Origin of the sequence: Streptomyces scabiei 87.22 (assembly GCF_000091305.1) — a bacterium.
Lineage (GTDB): Bacteria > Actinomycetota > Actinomycetes > Streptomycetales > Streptomycetaceae > Streptomyces > Streptomyces scabiei.
Genome location: NC_013929.1, coordinates 983886 through 1009692, shown reverse-complemented (window position 1 = coordinate 1009692; position 25807 = coordinate 983886). Strand labels below are relative to the sequence as shown.

The 25807-nt window shown below is 73.3% G+C and carries 18 protein-coding genes and 2 pseudogenes; 11 read left to right on the top strand and 9 right to left on the bottom strand.

Annotated elements, in window-relative coordinates; all coding sequences use genetic code 11:
* Positions 1-12: 12 nt before the first annotated feature.
* A complete protein-coding gene (locus tag SCAB_RS04190; RefSeq protein WP_231884893.1) occupies positions 13-915 on the top strand; it encodes a helix-turn-helix domain-containing protein in 903 nt (300 codons plus the stop codon).
* 25 nt (positions 916-940) lie between these two features.
* Here SCAB_RS04190 and SCAB_RS04185 read toward each other — a convergent pair whose 3' ends face one another.
* Both SCAB_RS04185 and SCAB_RS04180 read right to left on the bottom strand, forming a co-directional pair.
* Positions 941-2200, bottom strand: a complete 1260-nt coding sequence (locus SCAB_RS04185) for an SLC13 family permease (protein ID WP_012998802.1) — start codon at positions 2198-2200, stop codon at positions 941-943.
* Positions 2201-2319: 119 nt separating this feature from the next.
* Positions 2320-4734, bottom strand: a complete 2415-nt coding sequence (locus tag SCAB_RS04180; RefSeq protein WP_012998801.1) for a SpoIIE family protein phosphatase — start codon at positions 4732-4734, stop codon at positions 2320-2322.
* Positions 4735-5661: 927 nt separating this feature from the next.
* Between SCAB_RS04180 and SCAB_RS04175 the strand changes: the two genes are divergently transcribed.
* The 4 genes from SCAB_RS04175 (at position 5662) to SCAB_RS04160 (ending at position 11100) form a co-directional block, all read left to right on the top strand.
* A complete protein-coding gene (locus SCAB_RS04175) occupies positions 5662-7905 on the top strand; it encodes a glycoside hydrolase family 9 protein (RefSeq protein ID WP_012998800.1) in 2244 nt (747 codons plus the stop codon).
* A 159-nt stretch (positions 7906-8064) separates the two neighbouring features.
* On the top strand, positions 8065-8310 hold the full coding sequence (locus SCAB_RS04170) for a hypothetical protein (protein ID WP_037726766.1): 246 nt from the start codon (positions 8065-8067) through the stop codon (positions 8308-8310).
* Positions 8311-8313: 3 nt separating this feature from the next.
* Positions 8314-8691 (top strand): hypothetical protein, encoded by a 378-nt coding sequence (locus SCAB_RS04165; protein WP_012998798.1) that lies wholly within the window; start codon positions 8314-8316, stop codon positions 8689-8691.
* Between the two features lie 558 nt (positions 8692-9249).
* Positions 9250-11100, top strand: coding sequence for an RICIN domain-containing protein (locus tag SCAB_RS04160; protein WP_012998797.1), 1851 nt, complete (start codon positions 9250-9252; stop codon positions 11098-11100).
* Positions 11101-11209: 109 nt separating this feature from the next.
* On the opposite strand, the gene SCAB_RS04155 is transcribed toward SCAB_RS04160, so the two are convergent.
* Positions 11210-12379, bottom strand: a complete 1170-nt coding sequence (locus SCAB_RS04155) for a lactate 2-monooxygenase (RefSeq protein WP_041668881.1) — start codon at positions 12377-12379, stop codon at positions 11210-11212.
* A gap of 398 nt (positions 12380-12777) precedes the next feature.
* Here SCAB_RS04155 and SCAB_RS04150 point away from each other — a divergent pair, with 398 nt between their 5' ends.
* The gene (locus SCAB_RS04150; protein ID WP_012998795.1) at positions 12778-13512 is read left to right on the top strand and encodes a dienelactone hydrolase family protein; all 735 of its coding nucleotides are present in this window, start codon (positions 12778-12780) and stop codon (positions 13510-13512) included.
* A gap of 257 nt (positions 13513-13769) precedes the next feature.
* On the opposite strand, the pseudogene SCAB_RS44445 reads toward SCAB_RS04150, so the two are convergent.
* Positions 13770-14132, bottom strand: a pseudogene (locus SCAB_RS44445) (SDR family NAD(P)-dependent oxidoreductase); the annotation flags it as partial.
* Between the two features lie 375 nt (positions 14133-14507).
* On the opposite strand from SCAB_RS44445, the gene SCAB_RS04145 reads away from it, so the two are divergent.
* Positions 14508-14942 carry a protease inhibitor gene (locus SCAB_RS04145; protein WP_041668880.1) on the top strand — a complete coding sequence of 145 codons (435 nt, stop codon included), beginning with the start codon at positions 14508-14510 and terminating at the stop codon, positions 14940-14942.
* A 198-nt stretch (positions 14943-15140) separates the two neighbouring features.
* Here SCAB_RS04145 and SCAB_RS04140 read toward each other — a convergent pair whose 3' ends face one another.
* From SCAB_RS04140 to SCAB_RS04125, 4 genes are all read right to left on the bottom strand, one after another.
* Positions 15141-15332 (bottom strand): hypothetical protein, encoded by a 192-nt coding sequence (locus SCAB_RS04140; protein ID WP_037726755.1) that lies wholly within the window; start codon positions 15330-15332, stop codon positions 15141-15143.
* A gap of 115 nt (positions 15333-15447) precedes the next feature.
* Positions 15448-15927, bottom strand: coding sequence for an STAS domain-containing protein (locus SCAB_RS04135; protein WP_037726754.1), 480 nt, complete (start codon positions 15925-15927; stop codon positions 15448-15450).
* A 202-nt stretch (positions 15928-16129) separates the two neighbouring features.
* The gene (locus SCAB_RS04130) at positions 16130-16315 is read right to left on the bottom strand and encodes a hypothetical protein (RefSeq protein ID WP_012998791.1); all 186 of its coding nucleotides are present in this window, start codon (positions 16313-16315) and stop codon (positions 16130-16132) included.
* A gap of 25 nt (positions 16316-16340) precedes the next feature.
* The gene (locus SCAB_RS04125; protein WP_012998790.1) at positions 16341-17363 is read right to left on the bottom strand and encodes a Ppx/GppA phosphatase family protein; all 1023 of its coding nucleotides are present in this window, start codon (positions 17361-17363) and stop codon (positions 16341-16343) included.
* Positions 17364-17576: 213 nt separating this feature from the next.
* On the opposite strand from SCAB_RS04125, the gene SCAB_RS04120 reads away from it, so the two are divergent.
* The 4 genes and pseudogenes from SCAB_RS04120 (at position 17577) to SCAB_RS04105 (ending at position 22823) form a co-directional block, all read left to right on the top strand.
* Complete coding sequence (locus SCAB_RS04120; RefSeq protein WP_012998789.1) at positions 17577-18131, top strand: GNAT family N-acetyltransferase; 555 nt, start codon at positions 17577-17579, stop codon at positions 18129-18131.
* A 69-nt stretch (positions 18132-18200) separates the two neighbouring features.
* Complete coding sequence (locus tag SCAB_RS04115; RefSeq protein WP_012998788.1) at positions 18201-19694, top strand: ABC transporter substrate-binding protein; 1494 nt, start codon at positions 18201-18203, stop codon at positions 19692-19694.
* Positions 19695-19993: 299 nt separating this feature from the next.
* Positions 19994-21463, top strand: coding sequence for an ABC transporter permease subunit (locus tag SCAB_RS04110; RefSeq protein ID WP_037727026.1), 1470 nt, complete (start codon positions 19994-19996; stop codon positions 21461-21463).
* Positions 21460-22823 (top strand): annotated as a pseudogene (locus tag SCAB_RS04105) (MDR family MFS transporter). The gene SCAB_RS04110 and the pseudogene SCAB_RS04105 overlap by 4 nt, the downstream one beginning before the upstream one ends.
* Before the next feature lie 160 nt (positions 22824-22983).
* Here SCAB_RS04105 and SCAB_RS04100 read toward each other — a convergent pair.
* Complete coding sequence (locus SCAB_RS04100) at positions 22984-25806, bottom strand: NHLP bacteriocin export ABC transporter permease/ATPase subunit (protein WP_012998785.1); 2823 nt, start codon at positions 25804-25806, stop codon at positions 22984-22986.
* Between the last annotated feature and the right edge of the window lies 1 nt (position 25807).

Sequence of the window (25807 nt, the reverse complement as noted above, 5' to 3'; positions counted from 1 at the left end):
GACGACCTGCCCATGACTGCTGTGCCCGCCGATCCCTCACCGCCCCCGGGCCAGATGATCGTCGGCCGGTTCGACCAGATGCCGCCGTACGCGGTGAACCGGCCGCGCGGCGCGGACAGCTGGCTGTTCACCTGGACCACGGGCGGTGCGGGACTGCTGCGGCAGGGCGCGGCACGGGCCCGGGCGAACCCCGGCGACCTGGTGGTCCTCGGCCCCGGAGTGCCCCAGCACTACGCGGTCGCGCCCGGCGCCGGACACTGGGCGTTCTGGTGGGCGCACTGCCAGCCGCGGGCGTCCTGGACGGCCTGGCTGCGCCCGTACGAGACCGGGGACCGGCTGTACGCCCTCCCGGCGGCCCTCGACGGCATCCGCGTACGGGCCGACGCGGCCTTCCGGCGGATGCTCGCCGACGCCCGCTGGACCGGCGAGGGCGTGCCGCCCGCAGCCGGGGGCATCTCGCCGGGCGGCGCCTCCACCGAGGTCGCCGTCGCCCACGGCACGGCGGCCCGCGAACTCGCCCTGTGCTCCCTGGAGGAGGTGGTGCTGCTGACCGCCGCCCGGTCCGAACCGCGCCCCTCGGGCGTGGACCCGAGGATCCGCCGGGCGGAGGACCTGATCGCCGCCGACCCGGGAGCCCCGCACACCGTCCGGTCCCTCGCCGAGTCCGTGGCCCTCTCCCCGTCCCGGTTCGCGCACCTCTTCACCGAGCAGCTCGGGCACTCCCCGATGCGGGTCCTGCACCACGCCCGCCTCCGGCACGCCGCCCGGCTGCTGGAGGCCACGGAACTGCCCGTGGAACGAGTGGCCGGGGCCTCCGGGTTCGGCAGTCCGTCCCACTTCAGCAGGGCGTTCCGGGAGCGTTACGGGGTGCCGCCGGGGCAGTACCGGCACGGTCTGCGGGACGACGACGGCTGAGGGGCCGCCCCGCCCGGGTGCGCGCTCAGCCCCCGAAGACCAGCAGCGACAGCCACAGCGCCACCACCGAGGAGAGCAGCGCCGCCGGGACGGTCAGCAGGCCGAGGCGGGTGAACTCGCCGAGGTCCACGTCGTCCTCGTGCTGGTGGACGATGCGGCGCCAGAGCAGGGTGGCCAGGGAACCGGCGTAGGTGAGGTTCGGGCCGATGTTGACACCCAGCAGCACCGCGAGGACGGCGCCCGTGCCGAGCGGGGCGGCGAGGGGGACCAGGACCAGGACCGCCGGCAGGTTGTTGATGACGTTGGACAGCACGGCGGCGAGGGCGGCGACACCGAGCAGGGCGAGCAGACCGGTGCCGGACGGCATCACGCGGCCCAGTGCGTCGGCGAGGCCGTTGTCGACCACGGCGCGCACCACGATGCCGAGCGCCAGCACGAACGCCAGGAAGGGCAGCGAGACGGACCGCAGCAGCGCGACCGGGCCGGTGGTACGACGCACGAGCGCGCGGACCGCCAGCACCACGGCCCCGGCCAGCGCCGCCCAGACGGGCTCGATCCCGAGCACGGACGTCAGGACGAAACCGGCGAGCGTGCACAGGACCGTGACCAGCGCGAACATCGGCAGCTCGGGGGCCTCGACCGGCTTCTCCGGGGCGGGCGCCACGGCATCCAGGTCACTCGCGAAGAACCGCCGGAAGATCACGTACTCGGCGGCCACGGCCACCGCCCACGGCGCCGCCATCAGCAGCGCGAACCGGGTGAAGGTGAGCCCGCTCGCCGTGAACGCCAGCAGGTTGGTCAGGTTGGAGACGGGCAGCAGCAGCGAGGCCGTGTTCGACAGGTGCGCGGTGGCGTACACGTGCGGCTTGGGGCGGGCGCCGAGCCGGGCGACCGTCGCGAACACCACCGGGGTCAGCAGGACGACCGTGGCGTCCAGGCTGAGCACCGCCGTGATGCCGGAGGCCAGCACGAACGTCGAGCCCAGCAGCCGCCGGGGACTGCCCGCCGAGGCCCGCGCCATCCACGCCCCGCACGCCTGGAAGAGCCCCTCGTCGTCGCAGAGCTTGGCCAGCACGAGCACGGCGGCCAGGAAGCCGAGCACCGGGCCCAGCAGTTCGGCCTCGGCGCGGGCGTGGTCCAGGGAGACGGCGCCCGCGGCGACGGCGATGCCCGCGGCCGGGACGGCGACCACGGCCTCCGGCAGTCCGAACGGGCGGGCGACCGCGCAGCCGAGGACGACGACGAGCAGGACGACGGACAGAACCTCGGCGAGGGCGGTGTTCACGGCAGGGCTTTCGGGCGGTAAGCGGCGCTCAGACCTGAGAACCCTACATCCGCGGGGCCCGGTGAAAGGGGCCGCCGACCTGCGGTGAGGTCCTTCTCACGTGGTGCGGTGCGCCCGCCTCACTCCTCGGAGAGGGTCAGCTCCGCCCAGATCGTCTTGCCGTCCTCGGTGTGCCGGCTGCCCCAGCGCTGGGTCAGCTGGGCCACCAGCAGCAGGCCGCGTCCGCCCTCGTCGAACGTCTTGGCGCGGCGCAGGTGCGGGGCGGTGCCGCTGCCGTCCGACACCTCGCAGATCAGGGTGGTGTCGTCGTGGATCAGACGCAGCTGGATCGGCGGGACGCCGTGCCGGATGGCGTTGGTGACCAGCTCGCTCACCACCAGCTCCGCCGTGAACGCCGACTCGCTGATGCCCCACAGCGCCATCTGCGTCAGCACGTACTGGCGGGTGCGGGCGACGAACGCGGGGTCGGCGGGTATCGGCCAGGTGGCGACCTGGGCGGCCTGCAGTCCGCGCGTCCGGGCCAGCAGCAGGGCCACGTCGTCGGGGGCGCCGTTCGCGGGCAGCAGGGAGTGCACCACGCCCTGGCAGATGTCGTCCAGCGAACCCGTACGGCCGGAGAGCGCCTCGGCCAGCAGTTCCTGACCCGCGTCGATGTCCCGGTCGCGGGTCTCGATCAGACCGTCGGTGTAGAGGGCGATGACGGTGCCCTCGGGCAGTTCGAGTTCGGCGGACTCGAAAGGCAGTCCGCCGAGGCCCAGGGGCTGTCCCGACGGCACTTCCACCTCCATCGGCCGGCCGTCCGGGTCCAGCACGACGGGCGGCGGGTGCCCGGCGCGGGCGAAGGTGCAGCGGCGGGTCACCGGGTCGTACACGGCGTACAGACAGGTGGCGCCCACCTCACCGGTCACCCCCTCGCTGCCGGCCTCCGCGGAGAGCCGTACGACGAGGTCGTCGAGGTGGGTGAGCAGTTCGTCGGGGGCGAGATCGACGTCGGCGAGGGTGCGCACGGCGGTGCGCAGCCGGCCCATGGTGGCGGACGCCTGCACGCCGTGCCCGACGACGTCGCCGACGACCATGGCGACCCGCATCCCGGACAGGGGGATCACGTCGAACCAGTCGCCGCCGACCCCGGCCTGCGCCGCCGGGAGATACCGGGACGCCGCCTCCAGGGCGGGCATCCGGGGCAGGGTCTGCGGGAGGAGGCTGCGCTGGAGGGCGAGGGCGGTCTCGCGTTCCCGGGAGTAGCGGCGGGCGTTGTCGATGCAGACGGCGGCCCGGGCGGTCACCTCCTCGGCGAGCAGTTCGTCGTCGGCGGTGTACGGGTCCAGCCGCGTGAAGCGGGTCAGGACGGCGACGCCCAGGGTCGTGCCGCGGGCCCGGATGGGCACCGACATGGTGGTGTGGACCCCCAGTTCCTTGACCCGCGCGCTGCGCAGCGGGTCCCAGGCGAGCCAGTCCGACAGGGTGTTCGTCGGGTCCGCCGCCACGATCGTGTGGCCGACGGAGAGCGAGGCCGCCTGGGGGGAGGTGGCGGGGTAGACATCCGTGCGTCCCACCTCGACCACCGCCTCGGGGCAGCCGGGGGTGATCGACTGGTGGGCGGCACGGCGGAGCGTGAAGGGGGCGGAGAGCGGGCCCTCGTGCGGTTCGTCGCCGTGGTCGAGGGACTGCATGAGGTCGACGCTGACGAAGTCGGCGAGTACGGGAACGCACACGTCGGCCAGCTCCTGGGCGGTGCGCGTCACGTCGAGGGTGGTGCCGATGCGGATGCTCGCCTCGTTCACCAGCTGCAGCCGCTGCCGCGCCAGGTACTGCTCGGTGATGTCGTGCCCGGTGACACAGACCCCGATCGGCGCGCCGGACTCGTCCAGGAGCGGTGCGATGGCGGCCGACCAGGCGTGGGCGCGCTGCTCGTCGGCGGCCCGCAGGAACGTCTGCACGTCCTTGCGCCGGCCGAGCGCGAGCACCTCGCGCAGGTGCTCCTCCAGCTTCTCGCCCTGCCGGCCGCCGATGATCTCGGACATGTGCAGGCCCCGGAGGTTGTCCTCGGGCATGCCCACGGCGTCGGCCATGACGTCGTTGATGCCGCGCAGCCGGAGCCGGTCGTCGAAGACGGCCATGGCGCACGGCGACTGGAACATGACGGCCGCCGCGAGCGGGTCGTCCCGCCCCAGCGGGCCGGGATCGTCCAGCGGGCAGAGAACCAGCCAGTTGCCGTCACCGTCGCCGTTCGTCGCGCGCTGCTGGTGGGCGAGCAGCCACGCGGTCACCGTACGGCCGTCACGGTGACGCAGGGTGAGCGTTCCGCTCCAGTTGCGGCTGCCCGGCGGGGGTGGGAGGAAGGCGTCGCCCGCAGCCAGCAGCTCCTCGGCGGGGCGCCCCACGACGTCCGCCGCGGGCCAGCCGAGGAGGCGTCGCGCGCCCTCGTTCCACTCGACGATCGTGCCTTCGCCGTCCATGGCCGCCCGCGCCGTGGCGGCACCGTCCAGGGCATACGCAGGGGCGTCACCGTGCGTTACCTTGCGGCTCCTCATCGTCGCGAGTTCCATTCCGCCGGACCGAACGGGCTTACGGGTGAAATCCAGCCTATGTGCTCCGCGGGGAAAGCGGATGGGAAACCGCATCCTTGTGCGGTCTCCCGTACCGGTGTTCGCCGAGGGGGCCGGGGTTCTCAGGAGCCGTGAGGCGCGGACGGTGGTGGCGGTGACGGACCACGAGCCGCCGGCCCCGCCGCCGTCCGGATGCGTACGGCGACCGGCGCCCCGCGCGTGCCCCGCAGGTCGGCGCCCCGCGCGTTGGTCCCGCCGGGGCGGGGGCCGGCGGTCGCGCCGGGGCGCGGGGGCCCCCAGAGGGCGGACCTCGCGACCGCCGCCCGTGAGGCGGTGGTTCCGACTGTGCCCCGGCGGCTGCCCGGACCGGACTTCTCGGCTGCCGCGGCAACCGGCGCTCCTTGTCGTGGGCGGGCGCGGGTCGGGCGCTCTGTGTGGCGGCGCGAACCGCTTCGTCGGCCACGAGGCAGGGCTCGGCCCGGCCCTGGGCGGTCGTTCCGGCTGGGCCCGCTCGGCGGTCTCGGCTGCCGGCCGCCCCTTGTCGTGGCCGGCCGCGTGGTCCGGCGCCCCGGCGGCGGCGCGACCGGCTCGCCCAGGGGGGCAGTCCCCTGTCGGCCGGGGCAGTGGGCGCCCACTGCCCGTGACCGGCAGGGGCATGCCCTGGCGGCCGTCGACCGGGGCGAGGTCTCGTTCGCCGTGGATGCGGGCGGGCCCGTGTCGGGGCGCGTCGCCGGGGCCGGACGGGGAGGGGCGGGGAAATCGGTCCCGTCCGGACCGTTGACGAGCTGTCATGTCTCTAACAGCATGGCCAAGGTCCGCAATTGGGAGCGCTCCCACTTTCAAGTCGTCCCGCTGCGCCACCGTTCGTCCGTCACCGCTGTGCGCCCCCACCTCCCACCGAGGAGCCCAGACGTGAAACGCCGCAGAACCAGCCTTCTCGCCCTCACGGCCCTCCTCGCGGCCGCGCTCACCGCGCTGCCCGGCGGCTCGGCCCAGGCCGATGAGGTCGAACAGGTCAAGAACGGCACCTTCGACACCACCACCGCCCCTTGGTGGACGACCGGCAACGTCACCGCCGGTCTCACCGACGGACGGCTGTGCGCCGACATCCCCGGCGGCACCGCCAACCGCTGGGACGCGGCCGTCGGCCAGAACGACATCACCCTCGTCAAGGGCGAGTCGTACCGGTTCCGCTTCTCCGCGTCCGGCTCACCCCAGGGCAACGTCCTGCGGGCGATCGTCGGCCTGTCGGTGGACCCGTACGACACCTACTTCGAGGTGAGCCCCCAGCTGAACGTCTCGGGCGACTCGTACACCTACACCTTCACCTCGCCCGTCGACACCGCACAGGCCCAGGTCGGCTTCCAGGTCGGCGGCAACGCGAACCCGTTCACCTTCTGCATGGACGACGTGTCGCTGCTCGGCGGCGTGCCGCCGGAGGTGTACGAGCCCGACACCGGGCCCCGGGTCCGCGTCAACCAGGTCGCCTATCTGCCCGCCGGGCCGAAGAACGCCACCCTGGTCACCGACGCGACGGCGAAGCTGCCCTGGAAGCTGAAGAACGCGTCGGGCGCCGTCGTCGCCCACGGGCGGACCGCACCCCGCGGCCTCGACGCCTCCTCCGGGCAGAAGGTCCACTCCATCGACTTCGGCGCGTACCGCAAGCGCGGCACCGCCTTCACGCTGGTCGTCGACGGCGAGACCAGCCGCCCCTTCGACATCGACCCGCGCGCCTACGAGCGCCTCCGCCTCGACTCGCTGAAGTACTACTACACCCAGCGCAGCGGTACCCCGATCAGCGACGCACTGCGCCCCGGCTACGGCCGCGCGGCGGGCCACGTCGACGTCGCGCCCAACCAGGGTGACGGCAACGTGCCCTGCCAGCCCGGTGTCTGCGACTACCGCCTCGATGTCACCGGCGGCTGGTACGACGCCGGCGACCACGGCAAGTACGTCGTCAACGGCGGTATCTCCACCTGGGAGGTGCTGAGCACCTACGAGCGCGCGCTCCACGCCCGAACCGGCAAGGCCGGCCGACTCGGCGACGGCTCGCTGGACATCCCCGAGAGCGGCAACAAGGTGCCCGACCTGCTGGACGAGGTCCGCTGGGAGCTGGACTTCCTGCTCAGGATGCAGGTGCCGAAGGGCCGGCCGCTCGCCGGCATGGCCCACCACAAGATCCACGACGAGCAGTGGACCGGTCTGCCCCTGATGCCCGCCGCCGACCCGCAGAAGCGCGAACTGCACCCGCCGAGCACCGCGGCGACCCTGAATCTGGCGGCCACCGCCGCCCAGGCGGCCCGCCTCTACCGCCCCTACGACCGCGCCTTCGCCGCCAAGGCCCTCGCCGCGGCCCGCACCGCCTGGGCGGCCGCGGTCGAGCACCCCGCGATGTACGCCTCCGAGAGCGACGGCGTCGGCGGCGGCACCTACGCCGACGGCAACGTCACCGACGAGTTCTACTGGGCCGCGTCCCAGTTGTACCTGACCACCGGTGAGAAGGCGTTCCGGGAGTACGTCCTCGCCTCGCCGGTGCACACCGCCGACATCTTCGGCCCCGTCGGCTTCGACTGGGCCCGCACGGCCGCCGCCGGACGCCTCGACCTCGCGACGGTGCCGAACAAGCTCCCCGGCCGTGACAAGGTCCGCAAGTCCGTCGTCGAGGGCGCCGACCGCTACCTGGCCGCCCTGAAGGCCCAGCCCTACGGCATGCCGTACGCGCCCGACGGCAGTGTCTACGACTGGGGTTCCAACCACCAGATCCTCAACAACGCGGTCGTCGTCGCGACGGCGTACGACATCACCGGAGCCTCGAAGTACCGCGAGGGCGCGCTGCAGAGCATGGACTACCTCTTCGGCCGCAACGCCCTCAACATCTCCTATGTCACCGGCTACGGCGAGGTCGCGGCCCACAACCAGCACAGCCGCTGGTACGCCCACCAGCTCGACCCGAACCAGCCCAGCCCGCCGGCCGGCACCCTCGCGGGCGGCGCGAACTCGGGCATCCAGGACCCCTACGCACAGAGCAAACTCCAGGGCTGTGTCGGTCAGTTCTGCTACATCGACGACATCCAGTCCTGGTCGACCAACGAACACACGATCAACTGGAACGCGGCGCTGGCCCGTATGGCGTCGTTCGTCGCCGACCAGACCTGACGCGTCCGGTCGGCCGGGTGACCGGCCGACCGGCCGACCGGTCACCACCGTGCGGCCGGCGCCCTTCCGGGGCGTCGGCCGCACGGCGTCGGTACCGCAGGTCATGCCCTGTGACCTGCCACTATTTACGGTCGAGTACCCTCGCGGTACCGTGGGCGCATGCCAGCTCTGAATGTGGAGTTCAGCGACCGCGAGCTCGAGGACCTGCGGCAGATAGCCAAGGAGCGCGGTACGTCGATGAAGGCGCTCGTGCGGGCGGCGGCAGCGGCCGACATCGTGCGGCACCGGGCGCTCAAGGAGGGGGCGGAGACCTTCCGCCAGTTCTTCACCGACCACGCCGACGAGTTCGCGGCCGCCTTCCCGGACGACGAACCCGCCGCGCCGATGCGAGGGCGGGCCGTCTGACCGATGGCCTCCGTCATCCACATCGACGTGCCCTGGCTGCTCCAGCGGCACGAAGAGGTCATGCCCGAGCAGCCCAGCATCAGCGACTTCTCCGCGCTCGTCGCCGCCGTGGCACGGCACCGCGTCGATCCGCCCCGGCTGGGTGTCGACTCCGACCCCGCCTGGCGAGCCGCGGCGCTGCTGCACACGCTCGCCCTGCTCAAGCCGCTGCCGGCCGCCAACGCCCGCTTCGCCTGCGCGACGGCCGTGGCGTACATGTTCGTCAGCGGCGCCGGCATCGACCCGCCGTACGGGACCCTGGTGGACCTCGCGCGCGATCTGCTCTCCGGGGCGACGGACGTCTACGGGGCGGCGGACCGGCTGCGGTCCTGGCAGATCTGAGCGCGCCGGGCCGGCCGTCGCGTGGACGCCGCCTCCGGGGCCGCCGGCCGAGGGCGGGAGGAGCAGGGCCGGCGGCCGTTTCGCGCGGGAGAGCCGCCGTTCCGCGCGGGGCCTTCCGAGGTGGCCGCCTCGATTCAACAGCGCACCCCGGCCCCGCGGGAGCGTGCGCGTGGCGTCGGGGCGTGCGCACGGTTCACACGGGGCGCTCGGGTCCTTGAATTTTCAGGAACCGGAAGGCTTCGTTCTGCGAAGCGGAAGCATTCGTACCGGTCATCTGACCTGCTTTTAGTGATGCAGATGTTGCTCAAGCTCCTTGTTAGCCATGAGTAACTTGTGCAAGGGTGAACTTCCTGCGCATGGGCAATGGCCCGGCTGGAAAGGCTATTTGGCCTTTCCGGTCGCCGACGGGCCCAAAAGGCCCGCGGCGGACGGCTGTTGCGCGGCCCGGTCCCCGGCCGCTTTCCCTGCGCCCGCCAAAAAGGTACGCACCAATCCAGGGCCCTTTTCGGCGGCCACAACTCCGTGTGCCATCTTGTGCCTTGGAAGGAAACCCGCTCTGTGCACACCCCCCACCCTCCCCGCCCCGCATATGCGCCCGCTCCCGGCCCGGTACCCGGAGAGTCCGACGAGACTCTCGCCTCCCGGCTGAGGGGCTGGCCGGACGGCGGCACCGGCGACCCCGTCGCCCTGCTGATGGCACGGCACTGGCAGCCCACGTACGACTACGCGGCGATCTGTCTCGCCACCCAGTCCGGGGTCGCCTCGATGGTGACGGCCACCGCCTTCCACCGGGTGCTCGACGGGCTGATGCGGGGCGAGTCGGGCGTCGCGCTGCGGCCGCGACTGCTGGTGGCCGCGCGCGACACCGTCAAGGAGTGGTCCGCGGAAGAGGGCGTCTCCCAGGTGCTGTCCGACCTGCGCAAGCCCGCGGGCGGGCGCGGTATGCGGGCGGCGAAGTCCATGACCCCCGAAAACCGCAAGCTCGTCGAGCGTTCTTTCCAGGCCCTCCCGGCGGTCGCGCAGTGCCTGCTCTGGCACACCGAAGTAGAAGCCGAAACGATAACCATACCCACTGGTCTGCTGGGGCTCGACGCCGACAACGCGGTGGCCACGCTGGAACAGGCGCGCGACAAATTCCGCGAGGGCTGTGTCCGCGCCCACCGGGAACTCGCGCCGTCCAAGGACTGCCGCTTCTACAACCGGCTGCTGGACGTGCCCATTCGCCGGGGCGGCGCCCTGCTGCCGGATGTCCAGCAGCATCTGCTGGAGTGCCGTTACTGCCGATACGCCGCCGAGCAACTCAGCCATTTCGAGGGCGGACTGGGCGGTGTGATCGCCGAGGCCGTACTCGGTTGGGGAGCCCGGCGCTATCTCGACTCCCGCCCCGGCCGTATGCCGGAGAAGGGTGCTTCGCGGCGTCCCGGGAGCGGCGGCCGGCACCGCCTGCTCTCCCAGATCCCCGCGCAGCGCCGCAAGCTCACCTCCGGCGCGCGCAGCCCGCGGGCCCTGCTCACGGTCGGCGTCTCCTCGGGCGCGCTGCTCGCGGCCGTCCTGGGCGCCGCGTTCCTCTCGGACGACGGCGGCGCGGCCGATCCCGCCGCCTCCACCAGCGCCACCGGGGGCGTCGCCACGGCGCCCGACACCGGCAACGAGACCACCACCGACACCGGTTCGCCGACCCCGCCCGCATCGGACGGACGGCCCACGGGGCCCGTGCAGACGCGGCTGCGCAACCAGGCCGCCGACCTGTGCCTCGACGTCAAGGGTGGCAAGGCGCAGAAGGGCGCCGCCACCGAACTCGCGGCGTGCGACACCGGCTGGACCCAGAAGTGGTCCTACGAGGAGGACGGCCTGCTGCGCAGTGTCGCCAACCCCGAGCTGTGCCTGGACTCCCAGGTCGACGCCGGCGTCGTGGTCCTCGGCAAGTGCGCGGACGAGGACTCCGCGCGCGGTGACGACGTGCGCTACGACTTCACCGTGCAGGGCGAGTTGCTGCCCCGCTGGGGCGAGGGGCTGGCAGTCGCCCCGATCGGCAGCGAGCCCAAGGCCGACATCGTCATCAAGGTGCGGGACCACTCCGGCCGGCAGCACTGGCTCACCGACGGGGTGACCGCCAGCCCCGACTCCCTGTCCGTCTCCGGCTCCGAGGCCCCCACGCCCGAGACCGAGCCGGTCACCCGCCGGCCGGAGGCCCGCACCTCCCCGTCTCCGGGACCGGGCGACTCAGGCTCGCCGGAGGCCGGCGCGCCACCCGGGGCCGAGGCCGAACAGAACGGCTCGATCAGGTCGGTGGCCGACGGCACCACGACGGAGAACGACCCCGGCACGGAGCCCGGCCCCGGCACCGGCCCGGTGCGTCCCCTGACGACCGTCGACATCCCGCACCTCCTCAGCGGGCTCGGGTTGTGAGCCGGGGCGGTCCTCGGGCGCGGGGGCGCGAGGACCGCGCGCGGAGTCTGCCGGGTCGGGCGTCCGCGCCGGGGCGGCAGTCCGCGCGAGGTCGGGTGCCCCCGCCGGGTCAGATGCCCTCGCCGACGAGACTCTCCGGGCCGACCGAGGCCGGCGTGCGGTGCCCGGACAGAGCGAGGGTGAGGTCGAACTCGGCGAGCAGGCACCGGATGACGTGTTCCACCCCGGGCTGTCCGTCGAGGGCGAGACCGTAGACATAGGGGCGCCCGAGGAGCACGGCCCGCGCCCCGAGGGCCAGCGCCTTGAAGACGTCGTCACCGCTGCGGACGCCGCTGTCGAAGAGGACGGTCAGACGGTCGCCGACCGCCCGGGCCACACCCGGCAGCGCGTCCGCCGCCCCGATCCCGCCCGCCACCTGCCGGCCCCCGTGATTGGACACGACGACCCCGTCCATCCCGGCATCCGCGGCGAGCCGGGCGTCGTCGGGGTGCAGTACGCCCTTCAGCACGATCGGCCCGTCCCAGTGCTCGCGCAGGAACGCCAGGTCGGGCCACGTCTTGCCGGGGTCCCCGAACATGCCCGCGAAGTGCAGCACCGCCGCGTTCGGGTCCTCGTGGACCGGTTGGGCGAGACCCGCCAGGAACGCCGGGTCGGAGAAGTAGTTGGCGGTGCCGACCCCGTGCAGGAACGGCAGATACGCCCGCTCCAGATCACGCGGCCGCCAGCCGAGCAGCGGCGTGTCCAGGGTGACCACGAGCACGGAGTACCCCGAGGCCCTCGCCCGGTCCAGGAAGCTCCGGGTGACCTCGCGGTCCTTCGCCCAGTACAGCTGGAACCAGCGCTCCGCGTCGCCCATCACCTCCGCCACCCGCTCCAGGGGCGTGCTGGACGCCGAGGACAGGATGTAGGGCACGCCCTGCGCGGCGGCGGCCCGCGCGGCCGCCGTCTCCGCCTCCGGGTGCACGATCGACAGCACGCCGACCGGGGCCAGGGCCAGCGGCGCGGGCAGCGCGCGGCCCAGCACCTCGACGGACAGATCGCGTTCGCTCACGTCCCGCAGCAGCCGGGGCACGATCCGCCGCCGCTCCAGCGCCGCCCGGTTGGCGCGGGCCGTGCTGCCGTCGCCCGCGCTGCCCGCCACGTAGCCGACCGATCCCGCGCCGAGCCGGTGCTCGGCCAGCTCCTCCAGCCGGTGCGCGTCGGCGGGCAGCCGTGGCACGGCACCGCCCATCCCGCCCAGATAGATCTCGTACTGGAAGTCCGCCCAGTGCTTCGCCATCCGTCCGCCCTGCCCCTCGCCGTCGAGAACGCCCCGCGTCGCCGACGATCCTGACGAGTCGTGGGGGAGCCGTCCAGCATCGCGCATGCTCCGGGGCGGTTCGTGTGCGCGGTCTGCCGGAGCTGTTCGTTTCTGCGAGCGCGGAGCGGGACGACCGTCGCGCTCCGCGCTCGGCGTAGTCATGTTGTCGTAGTGGATGGCCGGGGTTGTGGACTACGTTGTGGGGATGACCACCGGGACGGCATTGCGCCACACACGGATTGGTGACCCGGTGCTCTTCTGAGCGCCGTACGGGCCGGTGCGGGCCCGCTGCTCCATCGAGGATCTTGCGCTGCCGCGCGGGCTCCGCCTCCGTCGTGTTGATCACAACCTGACACATCAACCACGACAGGAGAATTGTGCCCACCAAGACGTTGCAGATTCCCACCGCGGACGGGCGAGCCGAGGCGTTCGCCGCCTTCCCGGAGCGCGGCGATCAGCACCCGGGGGTACTGATGTACGCGGACGGCTTCGGCATCCGGCCCGTGCTGCGGGAGATGGCCCGCGAACTGGCGGGGCACGGGTACTACGTACTCGTCCCCCACCTCTTCTACCGGCACGGCCCGGTACCGGTGGTCGAGCTTCCCGCGCACATCGGAGAAGAGGCCCGGCCCGCGATCTTCGCCCGGCTGATGCCCTTGATCGAGGCACACACCGCCGAACGTGCGCTGAGCGACGCCGACGCCTATCTCCGGTTCCTCGCCGTCCAGCCCGAGGTCGGCGACGGTCCGGTCGCGGTGACCGGCTACTGCATAGGCGGCCTCCTGGCGATGCGCACCGCCGCGGCCCACCCCGGCCGGATCGCAGCTGTCGCCGCGTTCCACGGCCCCGTGGGCGTCGATGGGCCCGACCTCTTCTCCAGGCTCACCGCCCAGGTCCACCTCGGCCACGCCGAAGGCGACATGACACCTGAGGCTCTCGGCGAGCTCAACCAGGCCCTGGACGCCGCAGGTGTCGGCTACACCTCCGAGATCTACCCCGGCACCGTCCACGGCTTCACCATGTCCGACACCGACGCTTTCGACGCCTCCGGACTGAAGCGTCACTGGGACCGACTGCTCCCTCTCCTGGACCGCACCTTGGGCAACAGCTGAGGCTCCGGGCTCGGAACCGAACCTGAATCGGGTGCAGTTCCTTTCGGAGGCTGCCTGAGCCGGAGTGACGAGGGTTGACGTGTGTCCGAAGCCTCCGGCTGCAGGCTGCCGCCCTGAACGCGTCGACGCCCGTGAGCTCGGCCGACAGTGCCCACAGGCGCGCAGCCTGTTCGGGGTCGGTCGCGTGTGCGTGCACGCCCCCTTCCGTTCCTTCGGCTGCCTGCTCGGCGATGTCGCAGTCCTCGCAGTACACGCCGCCCGACCCGCGTCTCGGGGCAGGCCATGACCCCGGCGTTGTTGATCACTGTGTCGATCGTGCGGCCCGTGGCCAGGAAACGGTCGGCGAAGCCCCGGACGCTGTCGAGGGCGGACAGGTCGAGGTCGTCGGTCTCCGCACCGTCGATGCCCCTGACCGCCTTCTGCGCGGCCGCCCGTCGCCGCGCGGGGACGATGACATGGGCTCCGGCAGCAGCCAGTGCGCGGGTCGTCTCCGGACCGAGGCCCGAGTAGCCGCCGGTGACGATCGCGGTGCTGCCGGACAGGTCGATCCCGCTCAGGACCTCGTCAGCGGTGCTGCGGGCGCCGAAGCCCGATCCGATCTTGTGCTGGATTGTCGTCATGACGCGGACGCCAGGTGCTGAACTGCGCTCCAGGGCAAGGCGAGCGAGCGGACCCTGAGAGGGCCGTTCGGGCGGTTGTCGCGAGGGGAAGCGGAATGTTTCAGGCCTATTGCGCAGCCGTGCAGATCCGGCCATTCATGATCATGGGGCGATCGGGAGCCGCTCAGAATCGGGGTTCTCATGGTCGGGTTCCGTAACTTCGAGCCACTGATTCAATACTCAAAGTTACTGAAACGCATGGGGTCGATGTGTGTTCCCGCCCTGGACCCGGCAGACTCGCGCTCGCCGATCCGGCACCCGCCGGGCCGACTCCGTCCACACGACAGATGTGGCGGGGCCGCCCGGGAAATCCTGCAGAGCGGAAGGATGCACACCATGCGGAAGACCGCGCGTTGGGCAGCGACTCTCACCCTGACGGTCACCGCCGTCTGCGGTCCCCTCACGGGCACCGCGCTCGCCGCCCCCGAGCCCGCCGCGGCCGGCCTCTACGCCCCCTCGGCCCTGGTGCTGACCACGGGTCACGGCGAGGCCGCCGCGACCGTCACCCCCGAGCGCGCGGTCACCCTGACCTGCGCGCCCAAGGCCGCCGGCACGCACCCCGCGCCCGTCGACGCCTGCGCCGAACTCCGCCGCAGCGGCGGGGACTTCGAGGCCCTCGCGGGCAACACCGGAGCGATGTGCAACAAGCGGTACGACCCGGTGGTCGTCACCGTGGACGGCGTCTGGCAGGGCAAGCGCGTCGCGTACGAGCGCGTCTTCGCCAACTCCTGCCTGAAGGACGCCGCGGCGAGCGTCCTGTACGCCTTCTGAGCGTCCCGCGCGAACGAGGCCGCCTCGCGCGGCCGACAGACCGGGGTCGTGTGGTTCCGCGAGTGATGAGCGAGGGCCCGTGGCTGGGGAGCGCGAGCCCTGTCGCGGTGTGCCACGTGATCCCGCCCGGGGGCCGGCCGAAGCGGAGTGGGGCCGCGGCCGGCCCCCGGCATCATCCGCCGGGGAGCTGACGGCCGGTCACCCGGGAGTGATGCTCCAGCGTCCGACCTCCTGGTGCCCGGAGTCGTACAGGGGCTGGCCGTCACCCGGTCCTATCTCGCAGTGCCGCAGGTTGCCGCCCCAGTAGCGCAGGATGCGCTCCAGTTCCTGGACGGTGGTGCCCTCGTCCCAGTCCGTACCGTCCAGGTCGATTTCGAGAAGAAACTTCACTTCGCCTGTCCCCACTTCCGTCTCGCTCGGTCTCCGGGCCGTTCGGATTCCGTGCCGGCATGCCCCGGCGCGGAGCGAGCGCCCGCCTCCGTCCTTCAATCGTTTCATTGAACTGCTACTTGAGACCTGGTCCTCGCGGCGGCGCCCCGGGGGGAGCGGACGGAAGGTCCGCGAGCGGTGGGAAGCGGCCCAGTAGCCGGGCTGCGCGCAGCAGGCGGTGCATCCGGGGCTGGTCGCAGACGAGCCGGAGCCGCCCGCCGCCCGCCCTGGCGGCGGCCTCGGCCCGGCACAGCACGCGCAGTCCCGAGCAGTCGAGGAAGGCGACCTCGCGCAGGTCGACGAGCACGTCCGGTGCGCCGGGCCCGCCGACCGCGGCCGTCAGGTGCTCCGCCAGCAGCTCCGCCGACGCCACGTCGATCTCGCCCGCGACCACGACGACGGTGTACGGGCCGGTCCGACGGGTGTGCGCGTACCGGTTCGCGGGAGGAGGGGCGGAGTGCGCCGCCCGACCGGGGAGGGGACCGGGCCGGGGCCCGGTCCCGGCGGCCGTGTCCCCGGGCCGAGGAGCGGCACGGTCATGGGCATCCGGAGTCATGGCGGCTCCACCTCGTCACGGGTAGGGCGCGTTCGGTTCCGTTTGCTACCCCGAGGTGGGGCCGGCCATCCCTGCCGTGCCGCACGCAAGAACTACGGCACTCGAAAAGGTGAATTACCTTGCTATGCATTGACACGGTCGAGGGCTGCTGATCCAGGGGAGGATCGCCCGCGGGCCCGCGGGCCCGTCGGTGGCCGGCGTGTCAGTCGTGGTGGGACTCCTCCTGCGCCTGCTCGGCGGGTGTGATCGCGTCGCCCGCCTCGCCCCGGCGGCGGCGCCGTTCCCCGGGGTCGGTGACCCGGGTCGCGGCCTCCTCCGCCTCGTGCAGGACCTCGTCCAGGGCGGTGTCGGGCGTCTTGTCGGCGTTCCGCTTGGCGTGGCGGGTCATGGGGTGTGCCTTTCGGTGGGAGGGGTCATCGGGCCGGTACGGCGATGCGCAGGGGGACCGCGCCCGCTCTGCCCGGCGCGGCCGGTCCGGTGTCCTCGACGTCCCGCGTCACCTCCGACCACCACGCCGGGCCGTCCTCGATGTGCCGCAGGAGCACGCCCTCGCGGATCGCCCAGGGGCAGATCGTCACGGACTTCAGACCGATGAGCTTCATCGCGGTGTGCCCGACCAGCGCGCCGGCCAGGCTCTGCCTCGCCCGGGGTGCGGAGATGCCCGGGAGCGCGGACCGCTCGGCCGCCGGGAGACGGGAGAGGCGCGCGATGGCCACCTCCAGGTCCGCGCACCGCAACTCGCGCTCCACGAAAGGTCCGTGGCGGCCCGGCGCGGAGCCGCACAGCCGGGAGAGCTGCTGGAAGGTCCGCGAGGTGGCCACGGCGGTGCGCGGCCCCTCCCAGCGGATGCGCGCGGAGACGTCGCGCAGTTGATGCCGGACCTTGCGGCGCAGCGCCTTGACGCTCTCCGGTGACGGAGGGTCCTGTGCGAGGAAGAACTCGTGGGTCAGCCGGTTGGCGCCCAGGGGCAGCGAGGCCACGAAGTCCGGCAGCCGGCCCCGGCCGAAGGCCACCTCCAGCGAGCCGCCGCCGATGTCCATCAGCGCCAGCGGGCCCGACCGCCAGCCCATCCACCGCCGCGCCCCGAGGAAGGTCAACTCGGCCTCCACCTCGCCGGGCAGGGTGCAGATCGGTATCCCGGTCGCCGCGCGCACGGCCCGCAGCACGTCCTGGCAGTTCGGCGCGGAGCGCACCACGGCGGTCGCGAACGCGAGCGGCGTCGACGCTCCCCATTTCTCCGCCGTGCGTGCCGCGGCCTCGACCGCGTCGCACAACTGCCGTACGGCCTCGTCGGGTACGGCACCCCCGGGCGTCACGTGCTCCGACAGGCGCAGGCGCCACTTCGCGGTGTGCACCGGCAGCGGCACACCCCCCTCGGCGTCCGCCACCACCAGCCGTACGGTGTTCGATCCGACATCCACCACGCTCATCCGCATGACCCACGAAGTACCCGTACGGGGCCTGCGCACGCGTGCCCGGCTCGGCGGGCGGGGGCACGCGGTCGCACACCGGCCGACCGGGCGCCGTCGCACACGCCCGGCGGAGGGCCGGCCGCGCGGGGTGCCGCGCAGGCGCCGCCCCGGCATGCCCGAGGGTGCACACTCGCACTCCTGATCGGAATGATCAGCCTTCTTGCATATGATGTGCAGGTGCATGACTATGACATCAGGGTGGCGGGACCCGGTGAACTCGACAGTGCCCGCGCGGTGATGCTCGACACCCTCTACCGCGACTTCGGTACGGGCTATGTGCCGCGCTGGCACGCGGACATCATCGATCCGCTCGGCGCGTACGTCGCCCCCGAACGGCATGTGCTGCTGGTGGCGGTCGACGAGCGGGACGGCGCCGTCGTCGCCACCGGCGCGCTGGACTCCCGGGGGCCCGCCCATCCGCCCAACCCCCACTGGCTCGCCGAGCGTTACCCCTCCGGCGAGACCGCCCAGCTGCGCCGGGTGTACGTACGGGCCGAGCACCGGCGGCGCGGGCTGGCGCGGCGGCTGGTCGCCGCGCTGCTCGACTTCGCCGCGGCCGACGGCGGTTACCGCTCGGTCTATCTGCACACCGACCCCCAGGTGCCCGGCGCCGAGGCGTTCTGGCGCTCGCAGGGTGTGGCCGTGTGCGACGAGCGCGAGCTGACGGGGGAGCGGGTCGTGCACTTCGAGATCCCCGTGCCCGTGCCCGCCGGCCCCCTCATCGCGGGATGAAAATCATTCTCATGTAGGCTGCGTCGCGCACCACCGCCACCCCCCTGTCCTCACAGAGAACCAAGGACCATGCGCTCTCCCCGTAGCCGTCGCGTCGTCGCCGGCCTGCTCCTCGCCCCCGTGCTGACCGGCTGCTTCGCCTCGGGCGGTGACACCTCGGAGGACTCCTCCGACGGCGGTTCCCGACTGCGGGTGGCCCTGGCCTTCCCGCCCGCCGAGAACTTCTCCCCCTACGGCGCCGACGCCACCCTCCTCAGCCGGCTCGGCGTCACCGAGGGACTCACCAGGCTGGACGCCAACGGCGCCCCCGCCCCCGCGCTCGCCGAGTCCTGGACCAGGGAGAACGACCGGAGCTGGCTCTTCACCCTGCGGGAGGCCACCTTCCAGGACGGCACCGAGGTCACGTCGGCCGCCGTCGCCACCGCCCTCGTCCACGCCACCGAGGCGGAGCCGGTCACCGCCGCGCTCTCCGGCACCACCCTCACCGCGAAGGCGAACGGCGACCGCCAGGTGCGCGTCACCACCGAAAGCCCGGACCCCGCCCTGCCGTTGCGCCTCTCCAGCCCCGGCCTCGTGATCCTGTCCGCCAAGGCCTACGACGCCAAGCGCGTGAACCCCGTCGGCACGGCCACCGGCCCCTTCGAACTGACCGAGGTCACCGGCACCACCGCCGCCACCCTGGACCGCTACGACGCCTACTGGGGCGGCCGCGCCCAGGCGAGCGGCATCGACGCCCGCTTCATAGCCGACGGCTCGGCCCGCACCAACGCCCTGCGCACCGACCAGGTCGACATCGCCGAAGCCGTCCCCGTGGCCCAGGCGTCCACCCTGGACAAGGGAACCCGGCGCGAGACGGCCACCACCCGCACCACCAGCCTCCTCCTCAACACCGAGTCCGGCGCCTTCAAGGACCCGAAGCTCCGGGCCGCCGCCCGCGAGGCCGTCGACGGCTCCGTCCTCGCCGAGGACGTCTACGAGGGCTACGCCGACGCCGGAGCAGGCATCTTCGGACCCGCCGTGACCTGGGCCGCCGACAAGCGTGTCGAGCCCGCCGGACGCGCGAGGGCCACCGACGCCGACGGCACCGCGATCACCATCGCCACCTACGACAACCGGCCCGAACTGCCCGAGGTCGCCCAGGTGCTGCAACAGCAGCTCCAGAAGGCCGGGTTCAAGGTGAAGCTGGAGGTCCGAGAGTACTCCCGGCTGGAGAGCGACGCCCTCGCCGGCAAGTTCGACGCCCTCGTCGGCGCCCGCAACTCCCTCCTGGACACCGGCGACCCCGTCTCCATCCTCACCAGCGACTTCACCTGCGACGGCAGCTACAACCTCGCCCTGCTCTGCGACAAGAAGGTCGACCGGGCCGTCGCCGCCGCCGCGAAGGAGTCCGACACCGCGAAGCGGCAGCAGGCGGCGATGAACGCCGAGGCCGCGATCCTCGCCACGGACGCCACCGTCCCGCTCGTCCACCAGAAGATCATCACCGGCGTCGGCACCTCGGTGCGGGGCGTGATCCTCGACCCGTACGAGCGCACCCTGGTCGGAACGGGGACCCGGCGCTGAGACGGGCACTCTGGCGGGTTCTGCTCGCCGCCACGCTGCTGTGCGGCATCGGTCTGCTGCCGTGGCTGTCGCGCACGGACCCCGCGCTCACCGTCCTCAAGGCGCGCTCGGCCGAACGCGACCCCACGCCGGAGGTGCTGGCCGCCGTACGCGAGGAGATCGGCCTCGACGCGGGCCCGTTGCGCCTGCTGGGGCAGTGGTGCGGCGGGCTGGTCCGCGGTGACGCGGGCCGCTCGTGGATCTCCGGCGCGGAGGTCACCCCCGCCGTCGTCCAGGCCCTCGGCGCCTCGCTGCTGCTGATGGCAGCCGCGCTCCTCGTCGCGGCGGCCACGGCCGCGACGGTCTGCGCCCGCACCCTGTGGCTGGGCGCGCACCGCCGCCTGGACGACCGCCGCGCCGGCGGCAGCCTGGCCGCGATGCTCGCCGCGCTCCCCGAGTTCCTCACCGGCTCCGTGCTCGCCGTCGTCGTCGGCGTCCACCTGGGCTGGCTGCCCGCGCTCGGCTGGTACGGGCCGCAGTGGACGGTGCTGCCCGCCCTCGCCCTCGGTCTGCCCGCCGGCGCGCTGCTGGGCCGGATGCTCGACGACCTGCTGCCCGGCGCCTTCGCCGAGCCCTGGGCGCTGGCCGCCGCCGCGCGCGGCATACCGGGGCGGTCCATCGCCCGCCAGGCCGTACGCCGTTGCGTGCCCGGACTCCTGCCCAACATCGGCCTGTTCGTGGTCGGGCTCACCGGCGGTGCCGTCACCGTCGAGCAGATCTTCGACATACCCGGTCTCGGCCGCACCACCCTCCAGGCCGCCATCGCCCAGGACCTGCCCGTCCTCCAGGCCGGCACGCTCGCCCTGGTCCTGCTGGCCGCCGTCGCCGGCGCCCTCGCCCGCCTCGCCGCCCGGCTGCTGATCGGCCCGGCCCTGCGCGACGGCGCCCTGCACTCCCTGCACGGCCCGAAGCCGCCCGCACCCCGCCGCGCTCCGCTGTTCCACGGCACGCTGCTCCTCACGGTCGTCGCGCTCGGCCTGACCCGTGACCCGCTCGCCCTCGACACGGGTGCCCGGCTCCGGCCTCCGTCCTGGGCCCACCCGTTGGGCACCGACGCGCTCGGTCGCGACCTGCTCGCCCGGATCGGCCACGGGGCGTTCACCACCCTCGCCCTGGCCGTCACCATCAGCGCCGCCGCGCTCCTCGCGGGCCTGCTCCTCGGACTGCTGCCCCGCTTCTCCGGGCCCCTCGTCGACACGGTCAACGCGATCCCGGCGGTCCTGGCGGGACTGCTCGTCGCCGGAGTCGCCGGCAGCGGAGCGACGACACCGGCGCTGGCCGTCGCCGCCGTGGCCTGGGTACCGCTCGCCGCGCACACCACGGCCCTGCTCGAACAGGAGCGGGCCACCACGCACATCACGGCCACAAAGGGACTCGGCGCGGGCAACGGCCATCTGCTCCGCCGCGAACTGCTGCCCGCCGTCCTGCCGCCCGTCGCCCGCCACGCCCTCCTCCGGCTGCCCGGAGTGGCCCTCGCCCTGACCTCCCTCGGCTTCCTCGGCCTGGGCGCGCAGCCGCCCGACCCGGAATGGGGCCTCCTCCTCGCCGAGAACCAGCCCTACGCCGAACGCGCCCCCTGGGCCGTCCTCGCCCCCGCCACCGCCCTCGCCCTCCTCGGCGCGCTCGCGGTCACGGCCGCGGGCGGGGTGCGGTGGCCGCGCTTGCGCCTCGTGGGGTCCCCGCGCCGAACGCCGCCCGTCGTCGCCCCCACCGTCGGAGAGACAGGATGACCGAGCCCCCGAAGAAGCAGCCGGTGAGCGGCATACCGGAGCGGCGGACGCCCCACCGGCCCCCCGGGAGGAGCATCACCGCGTCGTCCCGGCGCGGCACCTGGGCGCGACTCGACCCGCTCCTTCGGCTGCTGATCCTCACCCAGCTCGCCTTCAACGTCGGCTTCTACGCCGTGCTGCCGTTCCTCGCCGAGCATCTGGGGACGGCGATCGGCATGGCCGGCTGGATGGTCGGCTTCGTGCTCGGGCTGCGGACCTTCAGCCAGCAGGGTCTGTTCGTGGTGGGCGGCGCGCTCGCCGACCGCTACGGCGTCCGGCCGGTGGTCCTGGCCGGATGCGCGCTGCGGATCGCCGGGTTCGCCTGGCTCGGCTACGCCGACGCCGACTGGTCCGTCATCGGGTCGGTCCTGCTGATCGGGTTCGCGGCGGCCCTGTTCTCGCCCGCCGTGGAGTCCGAGGTCGCCCGGCAGGCCGTGGTGTGGGAGCGGTCGGGCGGCGGCCCCCGCACCGGCGTCCTCGCGCTGTTCACGGTGGCCGGACAGGCCGGGGCGTTCGTCGGACCGCTGCTCGGCGCGCTGCTGCTGGCCGTCGACTTCCGGGTGGTGTGCCTCGCGGGCGCCGGGATCTTCGTGCTCGTCCTCGCCGGGCACGCGCGACTGCTGCCGCAGCACATACCGGGCCGTGAACGCGTCGAGGTGCGCGGCGGCCTCGGCGGGCTGCTGCGCAACCGGCGGTTCCTGGCGCTGTGCTGCGCGTACGGGGCGTATCTGCTGGCCTACAACCAGCTCTACCTGCTGCTCCCCGACGAGGTCGAACGGGCCACGGGATCGCAGGCCGCGCTGGCCTGGCTGTTCGGGCTGTCCTCGCTGCTGGTGGTGACCGCGCAGCTGCCGGTCACGCGGTGGGTGGGGGAGCGGCTGGACCTGCGGCGGTCCATGACGACGGGGCTGCTGCTGATCGCGGCCGGGTTCGTGGTGGTGGCGGTGGCGCTGCCCGCCGGGTGGACGGGGTACGCGGGGCTGCTGCCCGCCGCCGGGTTCGTGGTGCTGCTGACGGTCGGGCAGATGCTGGTGGCGCCGGCGGCGCGGGCGTGGGTGCCGGATCTCGCGGCGGCGGGGCGGCTGGGGCTCTACACCGGGGCGATGTCGTCGGTCTCGGGGCTGATCGTGCTGGGGGGCAGTGCGGGGGCCGGGGCGTTGATGGACGCGGGGGTGTCCCGGGTGGTGCCGTGGGTCGTCCTCGCGGTGGTTCCGGTGGCGGCGCTTCTGCTGCTGCCGCGCCGCGCGGTGGACCGGTCATAGCGGTGGGTGGGTACGTGCGGGTCCGGTGGGGCTTCTCGCGCAGTTCCCCGCGCCCCTGAAAAGCCGGGGCTGCGCCCCGAGCTTTTCAGGCCCGCAGGGCCGACGCTTTTCAGGCCCGCAGGGCCGTTGGCTTTCAGGCCCGCAGGGCCCGGGCTTCTAGGGGCGCGGGGAACTGCGCGACCAGCCCCCACGCACCCGCACCCGACCACGCACCCACCCCTAGGCCATCTGACGCCGCACCAGCTCGCGCAGCCGCCCCGCAGGGTTCGCCAGCAGCTGGGCCGGAGAGCCGACCTCCGCCACCTTGCCGTCCTCCATCACCACCACCCGGTCCGCGTCCATCACCGTGGACAACCGGTGCGCGATGACCACCCGCGTCGCGTTCAGCGCACGCGTGCTCTCGATCACCGTCCGCTGCGTCTCGTTGTCGAGCGCGCTCGTGGCCTCGTCGAAGAAGAGGATGCGGGGGCGGCGGATCAACGCCTGCGCGATCATCAGGCGTTGACGCTGCCCCCCGGAGATCGCCCCGTTGCCCTGGACGATGGTGTGCAGCCCCATCGGCATGCGCTGGATGTCCTCCGCCAGGCCCGCCATCGCCGCCGCCGCCATCGCCTCCTCGGGCGTGTACGGCTCGGTCCCGCAGATGACGTCCAGGATCGAGCCGGTGAACGGCTGCGCGTGCTGCAGGACGACACCGCACTGCCGGCGCACGGCGGACCGGTCGAGGGCGCCGAGGTCCTGACCGTCGTAGAGCACGCTGCCGGAGACCGGCTTGTCGAAGCCGATGAGCAGCCTCAGCAGGGTCGACTTGCCGCAGCCGCTCGGGCCGACGATCGCCACGAACTCACCGGCCCCGACGGCGAACGACACGTCGTCCAGCACCAGCGGGCCGTCGTCCGCGTAGCGGAAGGAGAGCCGGCGGGCCTCCAGCGCACCGGTGAGGACACCCGGACGCGTACTCCCCGTCCGCACCTCCGGCGTGGCCTCCAGGACCGGCTTGATCTCCTCGAACAGCGGCAGCACCGCGACCGCCGAGACGAACGCGCCCGTCAGCTGGGTGACCGACGTCAGCAGCATCGTCACCGAGGTGTTGAAGGTCAGGAACTCCGCCGCCGACAGGGACCCCCGCGCCGGCCCCGCCAGCAGCATGAACATCAACAGGGTGCACAGCGGGAGATACACCGCCCCCAGCACGGTGTTGAGGTTCTTGATGCCGCCGACCTTCTGCTGCAGCTCCCGGCTGCGCGCGAACTCGCCCGCCCAGGCGGCGTACGCGTAGTTCTCGGCGGCGGCCACCCGCAGCTTCGGCAGACCGCGCAGGGTCTGGAAGGCCCGGTTGTCGAGCTTGTTGCCGAGGACCACCAGACGCCGCTGCCAGCGGACCTGCCACAGGCCGAGGCCGAGGAAGACGGAGGCCACCAGCACCAGCATGGCGATCGCCGCCAGGGCCATGGGCACGCTGTACCAGAGCAGCAGGGCGAGGTTCACGGCACCGACGGTCACCGACTGCGCGACGACCGGGCCGACCCCGGCCAGGGTGCGGCGGATCGCGCTGATGCCCATGGCGGCCCCGGCCAGTTCACCCGTGGAACGCGAGGCGAAGAACGCGGTGGGGAGCCGCAGCAGCCGGTCCCAGACCGCAGGCTGGAGGTTCGCCTCGATACGGCCCTCCAGCCGGAGGATCGTCATGTTCTGCAGCAGCAGGAACGCGGCCGACACCACGCTCGCCAGCATGATCGCCAGACAGACCTGCACGATCAGGTCCTCCTGCGCCTTCGGCACGTACTCGCCGAGGATCTTCCCCGTCGCGACGGGCACCAGCGAGCCGAGCAGGACCGTCACCAGGCCGCTGAGCAGCAGCCCCGTCATGTCGCCGCGCGTGCCGTGCAGACCGAACCGCATCAGCCGCAGCGGGCCCGGCACCCGCTCGGGCAACGGACGGTAGAACATCACCGCCCGCGGCTCGAACTCCGCCGCGTTCGCCTTCTCGATCGGCGTCTCCCGGCCGGACGAGGGCTGTACGGCCACATAACCGCCGCGCCGCCACAGCAGCGCGACCGGCGCCCCGGACAGCGCCCGGTGCCCGACCAGCGGGCCCACGTCCTCCCGCCACCAGCTCCCGGCGAGGCGTACGGCCCGGATCCGGACCCGCGAGGCGAGCGCGACGCGTTCCACCGGATCGAGCCGGTCGCTCTCGGTGCCGCTCCGTGCCGGCTCGGACAGGGTGATCCCGGCCGCCCGGGCGACGCGTTCACAGGCCGCGTACGTGGCGTCCGCGTCGGCGGCGGTCGTCCGCCGGTTCGCGGAGGACGTGCCGATCGACGCGAGGAGCGTACGGTCGGCCTGGGCGCGCACCGCCTCACCGGCCTTGATCCCGGCGGCCGTCCGGTCCTCGTGGGTGCGCTCCAGCTGTTCGATCCAGCGGTCCAGCGTGGCCAGCAGCCGGAACTGCTGGTCGACCATGCTCTGCCAGACCCCGGGGTCCATCAGCAGGTCGGCCGCCGCCTCGGCACCGTAGAGCGAGCCGTACTGGACGCTGCCGGGCGGCACCCGCATCCAGAACACGTCGTCGTCGGTGGGCACGGCGGCCTGCTCGCCGGCCATCGGCGCCTGGAAGAGGACGGACAGACCGCGGCCGACGCCCAGCGCCAGGGCGTGTTCGAGAGGACTGGCCTGTGGCTCGACGAGCTGGGGGTTGCCCCATGCGTCGTACGACCAGGTCTCGGTGCCCGCCTGCTGGTACAGCTCGCGCAGGCCGACGCGCCGCACCACGCAGTCGCGCAGCGGGCGGGCGACCAGGGTGTGCTGGGGCCCGGCGACCGGGCCGAGCAGCAGCGCGCCCGCCTCCAGACGGCCCAGATGGTGCCACTGGCCCTGGCCGTCGGCGTCGACCGCGAACAGGTCCAGGGCGCCGGAGGCCACCAGCCACAGGGTCTGCGGCCCTTCGAGGTCGAGGCGGGTGCGGCCGGCGCAGTCGAGGGGGGTGCCCAGGGCGCCGAAGGCGCCGATGACGAGGTCGCCCTCGCCGGACGGGGACGTCATC